Raw genomic sequence first — 6,798 nt, forward strand, 5'->3', positions numbered from 1 at the left:
GCGCCAGGAGTATCTCGGGGCCGTGTTCGCGACGCTGGCCGAGCCGGTGCGGCGCAACGGCGGATCCGTGGACGACTATGTCGGCGATCTCGCCATGGTGACCTGGCCGATGGCCCGCGGCCTCAAGGACGCGCGCTGCATCACCTGCCTGTTCGACGTGCTCGACCGGATCGAGGCGGATGCCGCGGCCTGGACCACCCGATTCGGGACGGTGCCGCGGCTGCGGGCGGCGCTGCATGGCGGCTCGGTGGTCACGGCCGAAGTCGGAGTCGACCGCCACAAGATCGCGTATTTCGGCGACGCCGTGAACGTCACGTCGCGGATCGAGGCCCTGTGCCGCCCGCTCGGGGTCGGCATCCTGATCTCGCAGGATCTCCTCGGCCGTCTTCCGCGCCTGCCAGCCGGCGTCCGGGCGCGCTCTCTCGGCGCCCATGCCCTCCGCGGCCGTGGCGCGCCGTTGTCCGTGGCGACGCTGGAGCGTGGTCCTGTCGAGAGTGCCGCCGTGGCGGATCTGGCGCCGCGCCGCGCTGCGGTCGCCCGCTGATGGCCCGTGAGAGCGCCGCCCGCGCCAACACCCTGATCGCCGTCAAGATGGCGCTCCGTTTTGGCCTGCCGCTGATCGGGGTCGTGGTCTTCGGCCGCGCCATCGTGCTGTCGGTGGGCGGCGATATCGAGCGCTGGCAGTTCGGCCTGGGTGTGCTTCTAATTTTGGCGGGCTTCATCTCGAAGGTCGTGCCCCGGTCATGAGCGCTGCCACGAGCGACCCGACGCGTGCCACCCCGACCGGCCCGGCGATCTATCTCGACGCCGATGCATGCCCGGTGAAGGACGAGACCTATCGGGTGGCCGCACGCTACGGCCTCACCGTCCACGTCGTCGCCAACAGCGTGCTGAACCTCCCGCGCGAGCCCTGGATCGAGCGCGTGGTGGTCGGTTCGGAACTCGACGCCGCCGATGACTGGATCGCCGCGCGGGCGGGGCCCGGGAGCATCGTGCTCACCGCCGACGTTCCGCTGGCTGCGCGCTGCGTGAAAGCCGGCGCCACGGTTCTGGCCTTCACCGGTAAGCCGTTCAGCGAGTCCGGGATCGGCCTCGCGCTCGCCACACGCGACCTGATGCAATCGTTGCGCGAAGCCGGAACCATCACGGGCGGGCCGAAGCCGTTCTCGCGCGCAGACCGATCGGCCTTTCTGTCCGCCCTTGACCGGGCGGTGAACCGGATCCTGCGTGACCGGCCGAAGCCGGGCTGAGACCCGGCCGCCCTCCGATCAAATGGACGATTCAGGCGTCGTCCGCCGGTACGAGGCTTCTGAGCGCCTCGTTAATGCGGTCCTGCCAGCCCGGCCCGTCCTTCTGGAAATGCGCGAGCACGGCGCTGTCGAGACGCAAGCTCACCACCTCCCGCGAGCCGGGGATCGTCGTCGGCCGTGCGGCCGGTTGCGGCGGTGGGGCAGCCGGCTTCGGGGTCGTGGCGGCCCGGAAAGCCGCCTCGGCGGTCGCGCGCGGATCGGTGAACGCGGCGGTTGCGGTCCTCGGCCATCGACCCCTAATCCTTCGCGGTCGTCTTCTTCGGTGCCGCCTTCTTCACGGCCTTCTTCGCGGTGCCTTTGGCGGCCGCCTTGGCTTCCTTCTCGGCCGCCTTGGCCTGCGCGTCTGCGGCCTCCTTGGCGAGGCGCAGCGAGCGCAGCCGAAGCGTCCGCTCGTCCACAGCCTTGATGGCCGCGTGATGCTCCGCCATCGCCTGGGCGCCTTCGCGCGCCATGCGCTCCGCACGTTCCGCACGCTCGGCGCGATTCTCGGCGCGCGTCTTCGCTTCCGCTTCCGCGTCGCGGACGGCATTCACCTCGTCGAGGTCAAACTCAGTCTCGTCGCTCATCCTGTCCCTTTCACCCCGGCTCGACGGATCCGACCCGACGCATCCTGCGCGAGACGGTGTCTGAGCGGGTCCGGCCTGTTCGACGGGCGGAGGGCAAGGCCGGATCATTCGCCCTCCCGCACCGCCGTCAGGCGCGCAAGGAGAGCAGCTTCGCGAAGGCTTTAGCATGCCCGCGACGCCGATGGCGAATCCGGATCGACGGTCGGGACTGACCGCGCACACCCTTCGTGCGGGTCCACCTGTCCATGCGGCCCGGGTCCGCGTTCTGACGAGAGATGTCGACCCCGATCGTCGTTTGATCAGCGCACGCCGAACCGAAGCGGGATGGAGACCGTCAGGTTCGACAGCGTGACACCGGGCGGCGCCGCCGGCATGCTGCCGCGCACCGCCGCGAGGGCGGCGCTGTCGATCTGGCCGATCCCGCTTGAGCGGGCCAGGCCCGCGCCCGTCACCTGGCCCGAGCGCATCACGGTGAAGCGCACCACCGCGGTCCCGCCCCCGGTTCCGACGGCCGCGTTCACGTTCATCCGGCTGTGGATCGCTGCGCTGATCGCGCCCTGCCATTGCCGCATGGCGCTCGGATCGTTGCCTGCGGCGGCCCGGCCGACTGCATTCTGACGCGAGGCCGAGGCCGAACTCCGCTCGGCGCCCGCCCGGGCCTTGGCCTCACGCGCCTTCGCCTCGCGCGCGGCCTTGGCTTTCGCCTCGCGGATCTCCTCCAGGCGCTCCTGACGCGCCTCTTCGCGCTTCTGCTCGCGGAGCTTCTCCTCGCGGATCTTCCGCAGCTTGGCCTCCCGTTCCGCCTTGAGCTTGGCGGGGTCGGGTGTGGGCTTCGGCGGTTCCTCGGTCTTGGCGACCTCGGTGGGCGGCGCCGCCAGCGGCTCGGCCGCCTCCGACGTGGAGGTGATCACTTGGTTCTGCGCCTCGACCGGCTGCGCCTCCGCCGGCGCTTCGACCGGCTGGGTGTCCTCCGGCTTGACCTCGGTCATCTCGGTCGGCGGCGGGGGCTGGACGGCCTCGTCGGGCGGCGCGTCCACCGGCTTCGTCTCCGGCGGGGCCTCCTGGCTCATCTGCTGCTCCGCCGGAGCTTCGGTGGTCGCATCCGTCATGAGCGGCGCGAGGTCGACGGTGATCTGCTGCTCGCCGGGCGGCGCGGGCGGGGCCAGCCGCAGGAACATCATCGCGGCCAACGCAAGCGCATGCAGCCCGAGGGCGACCAGGAAGGCGGCGACCAGCCCGGACGGGCGGCGCTCGCCGGCCCCGACCGGCAGATCCGTCGACGTGAAGGTGCTCATCGGTTCAGCGCGCGGTCCCTGCGGAGGCGGCCGGAGCGGCGGCCGCTGCCGGAGCGGCGCCGCCGGGCGACTGCGCGATCAGCGACACCTTGGTGAAGCCGGCCTGGCCGACGAGGCCCATCACCTCCATCACCTTGCCGTAGGGCACGTCACGGTCGCCGCGCACGAGGATGACCTGATCCTTGTCGGCAGCCGCCATCTCGCGCAGGCGCGGCACGATGCTGTCCATCGTGAACACCTCCTTGGCGATGGACGGGTTGCCGTCCTTGTCGACCGTCACCTCCGCGGGCTTCTTCGACTGCGCGACTTTGGGGGCCGCCGTCTTCGGCAGCTGGACCGGCACGCCGGTGGTCATCAGCGGTGCGGCGACCATGAAGATGATCAGGAGCACGAGCATCACGTCGACCATCGGCGTGACGTTGATGTCTGACATCGGCATGTCGTCGAGGTCGTCGTCGTCGTTCGCGCGAAGGGATCCCATCGCCATGGGGCGTCTCCGGTACCGTTACGTTCGGTTCTGTGCGGGCGGGCGCGGCGGCTCTATTCGGCAGCCGCCCGATGGGCGCCGGCGCGGTCGCGCGCGAGACGGTTGCCCAGAACCGAGATGTAGGACGAGAAGGTGCTCTGGATGCCGCTCACGTCGCTCGACAGCTTGTTGTAGGCCATCACCGCCGGGATCGCGACGACGAGACCGATCGCCGTGGCGAACAGCGCCTCCGCGATGCCCGGGGCCACCACGGCCAGCGACGTGTCCTGGCTCCGGGCGATCGACGAGAACGAGTTCATGATGCCCCAGACGGTGCCGAACAGCCCGACGAACGGGGCCGTCGAGCCCGAAGTCGCCAGCAGCGACAGGCCGGTGCGCAGGCGCTTCACCTCGAGGGTGAGGGCGCCCTTCATCGCCCGCTCGATCCGGTCGCGGCGCTCGGCCCGGGTCTCGGAGGAATCCTGATCGCGCCACGCGTCGATGGCCGCCTTCACCACGTGGCCGGCGATGCCGCGATGCTCGCCGTCGAGGCTGCCGCCGGAGCGGACCAGCGTGGCGAAGGCCTTGGCCTGACGCCGGGCGGCGGCCAGCCGGATGATCTTCTCGAACACCACCGTCCAGCAGGCGATCGAGGCGATCACCAGCAGGATCATCACGCCCTTCACGATCGGGTCGGCCTGCAGGAACAGACCGAGGAAGGAGAAGTCGTGGGCCGCCTCGATCGGCGCTTGTGTCGGGTCCATCGCGGGCTCCTGGCGTCTTGGTCTCACGCGGCCTTGCGCCGCCGTCATCTCGGGGTGCGGCGAAAGCCGCAGGCCGCCCGGCGACCCTCGCCGCCGGGCGGTTTGGTCTGATCGACCGTCAAACCATCCGCATCAGCGGTCGAACGGGAGGCCGGCCTTGCTGTCGGTCTCGGTCCGCTCGAGGCAGGCCTCGCGCGCGGAATCACCGCCGTCGCAGGCCAGGACGTCGTTCAACAGGACGCGCCCGACCTTGTTGCAGGCGATGCCGGGGAAGTCGAAGATCTTGACGGTGGTCTTCTTCGGCGGCAGCGGACCGAGCTCCACCGCGACACGCTTCTGCGCGACGCCCTCCGGGTCGAAGGCGAAGAGATCCACCTTGTAGGATTTCAGGCCGGGCCCCTTGTTGTCGATCACCATGGTGATCCGGCAGGCCTCGCCCGCAGTCTCGACCTTGTTGAGCTGCAGCTTGATCGGCGCGGACTTCTCCGCGGCATCCTGCGCCAGGGCCGATACCACGAGGAGCGCCGAGAGCGCGAAGCAGGCCGCCGTGTCGAGGGCGATACGCCCGATCCGCCGACGGTACAGGGGGGCGCGCAGGGCAATCACCGTGACCAAGTCCTTTTCAAGTGTCTGCCGGCCGGCGTTTCGCGCCGCGCCGGCCGGGCGGGTTGGGGGCCGGATCAGTGAAGCACCGCGCCGGCGGGGCAGGAGGCCGGGGCGAGGCGTTGGGCCGCCGCATCCAGCGGCCCGACGGCCGCGCGGACCGCCGCCACGAGGCGGGGCGCCGCCTCCCGTCCGGTGATCTCGGCGGCGGCCGCCTCCAGATCCGTCCAGAGGCGCTGACGCCCCCGGTTGATCAGCGTCACCAGGGCGCATTCGTGACCGGTCACGCGGCAGCAACTCGCCGGCATGAACGACCAGTCGCCGTCGCGCTCCGCCCGGAGTGCCCGGATGATCGCGACCACACAGGCGACGAAGCGGCAGCCTTCGGTCGGCCCGAGCAGCTGCTCGGCGCCGTCGAAGGCCGCGTTCCAGCAGGCGACGTCGCTGGTCATGTAGCCGGCGGCCACGAAACGGGCCACCGACAGGGCCAGGATATCAGCCTCATCGCCGCAGATATCGGCGACGCGCCGCATCGCCGCATGATCAGTCCGGGTCAGGGGCGCGCTCATGGACTGCGGTGCCTCGCGTCGCAGGACAACTTGCATAGACCGACCGTCATGGTCGGATCATCTTCTTTCGCGGCAGTATCCAGGCCGGCCGCCCGGATCAAGGCCCAGCGAGAAAATCAGAGCAGTTCCAAACTGTTAGAGGAAAGCGTGGCCGTTCACGTCTTTGCCTATGCGTCCCGGTAATTTTTGCCTAATTATCCTGGATTGGATCGGACCTCGCCGTCCGGACGAAACCCGCGGCCTCCCTTGATGGCCCGGACGGCCTTGGCCATATCTCGTTGTTGCCGGCGACGTCTCGTCCGGCGGAGCGCTACTTCGGTGGGCTCCCTGTCGACGAGGTGCTCAGGCATCCCGGGATTGCGGCGGATCCCGGGGTCGGAGGCCTCGCTTTCTGGATGATGGCCGCGATGACCCGATCTTCGCCCTTCGGGCACCCGTTCCTGCTCGGCTTCGACGAGATCGAACAGGCTCTCGACCGCGTCTCAAAGGCCGCCAATGACGGCTATCCACCCTACAACATCGAGCGGCTGCCCCGCACTGAGAGCGAGCCCGAGCGCCTGCGCATCACGCTGGCGGTCGCCGGCTTCACCCGCGACCAGTTGGACGTCATGCTGGAGGAGAGCCAGCTCGTCGTGCGCGGTCGCCAGGTCGACGAGCGCGAGAGGCACTTTCTTCACCGCGGCATTGCGGCGCGCCAGTTCCAGCGGGCCTTCCTCCTCGCCGACGGCATGGAGGTCCTCGGGGCCGACCTCGCCAACGGCCTGCTGTCGATCGATCTGGTCCGTCCGGAACCGGACCGCATCGTGCGCAAGATCGATATCGGCGCCCGCGGCTGAGACCGATTGATTGGACGGCGCGGATCCCCACATCAGTAAGGAGCCGCCGAAGCCTTCAGGATCGGCGGCGGACGCTCTGCCACCCCAGGAGGGCTTTGATGACCAATCTGAACCCGTCTCCGTTGACCCCGGCCGATCTCGACCCGGCCGATTTTGCGCCCGCCGATCTCGCGGCCTTGGGCGAGGGTCACATCGCCTATGTCCGGCCCATCCGGTCCGACGAGGTCCGCCGTTTCTTCCCACAGGCGCCCGAGCTGTTGCCAGGCCTCGATCTGTTTGCCCTGCTCTCGGCGAGTGGCGCACCGATCATGCTCGCCGATTCGCGGGACGTCGTCCTGGCAGAAGGCGGTCGCGCAGGACCTGCAGCCGGTCAGCCTCCACTGCCGTCC

Annotated in this window: 10 protein-coding genes and 2 pseudogenes; 5 read left to right on the top strand and 7 right to left on the bottom strand. The window is 69.8% G+C overall.

Annotated elements, in window-relative coordinates; translation table 11 throughout:
- The 3 genes from I53_RS22505 to I53_RS22515 all read left to right on the top strand — a co-directional run.
- Positions 1-544: adenylate/guanylate cyclase domain-containing protein (locus I53_RS22505; RefSeq protein ID WP_043354904.1), on the top strand; the 544-nt coding region annotated here is incomplete at its 5' end.
- A complete protein-coding gene (locus I53_RS22510; protein WP_043354906.1) occupies positions 544-747 on the top strand; it encodes a hypothetical protein in 204 nt (67 codons plus the stop codon). The genes I53_RS22505 and I53_RS22510, both read left to right, overlap by 1 nt.
- On the top strand, positions 744-1,250 hold the full coding sequence (locus I53_RS22515; RefSeq protein WP_043354907.1) for a YaiI/YqxD family protein: 507 nt from the start codon (positions 744-746) through the stop codon (positions 1,248-1,250). The genes I53_RS22510 and I53_RS22515 overlap by 4 nt, the downstream gene beginning before the upstream one ends.
- A 31-nt stretch (positions 1,251-1,281) precedes the next feature.
- Here the strand turns inward: I53_RS22515 and I53_RS22520 are convergent.
- The 7 genes and pseudogenes from I53_RS22520 to I53_RS22550 form a co-directional block, all read right to left on the bottom strand.
- Positions 1,282-1,540: pseudogene (locus tag I53_RS22520) on the bottom strand (BrnA antitoxin family protein).
- A 6-nt stretch (positions 1,541-1,546) separates the two neighbouring features.
- Entirely contained in the window at positions 1,547-1,876 is a 330-nt protein-coding gene (locus I53_RS30580) for a hypothetical protein (protein WP_051044989.1), read from the bottom strand.
- A 299-nt stretch (positions 1,877-2,175) separates the two neighbouring features.
- Positions 2,176-3,171: an energy transducer TonB gene (locus I53_RS22530; protein ID WP_043354908.1), complete on the bottom strand. Its 996-nt coding sequence runs from the start codon at positions 3,169-3,171 to the stop codon at positions 2,176-2,178.
- A gap of 4 nt (positions 3,172-3,175) precedes the next feature.
- On the bottom strand, positions 3,176-3,658 hold the full coding sequence (locus I53_RS22535) for an ExbD/TolR family protein (protein ID WP_043354910.1): 483 nt from the start codon (positions 3,656-3,658) through the stop codon (positions 3,176-3,178).
- Positions 3,659-3,711: 53 nt separating this feature from the next.
- Positions 3,712-4,401 (bottom strand): MotA/TolQ/ExbB proton channel family protein, encoded by a 690-nt coding sequence (locus I53_RS22540; RefSeq protein ID WP_043354911.1) that lies wholly within the window; start codon positions 4,399-4,401, stop codon positions 3,712-3,714.
- Between the two features lie 132 nt (positions 4,402-4,533).
- Complete coding sequence (locus I53_RS22545) at positions 4,534-5,007, bottom strand: hypothetical protein (protein WP_043354914.1); 474 nt, start codon at positions 5,005-5,007, stop codon at positions 4,534-4,536.
- A 74-nt stretch (positions 5,008-5,081) separates the two neighbouring features.
- Complete coding sequence (locus tag I53_RS22550) at positions 5,082-5,573, bottom strand: hypothetical protein (protein ID WP_170861845.1); 492 nt, start codon at positions 5,571-5,573, stop codon at positions 5,082-5,084.
- Between the two features lie 407 nt (positions 5,574-5,980).
- Between I53_RS22550 and I53_RS22555 the strand changes: the two genes are divergently transcribed.
- Positions 5,981-6,409 (top strand): Hsp20 family protein, encoded by a 429-nt coding sequence (locus I53_RS22555; protein WP_012320108.1) that lies wholly within the window; start codon positions 5,981-5,983, stop codon positions 6,407-6,409.
- Positions 6,410-6,507: 98 nt separating this feature from the next.
- Positions 6,508-6,798, top strand: a pseudogene (locus tag I53_RS22560) (DUF1150 family protein); the annotation flags it as partial.

Origin of the sequence: Methylobacterium sp. B1, from assembly GCF_000333255.1 — a bacterium.
In the GTDB taxonomy this organism is placed as follows: Bacteria; Pseudomonadota; Alphaproteobacteria; order Rhizobiales; family Beijerinckiaceae; genus Methylobacterium; species Methylobacterium fujisawaense.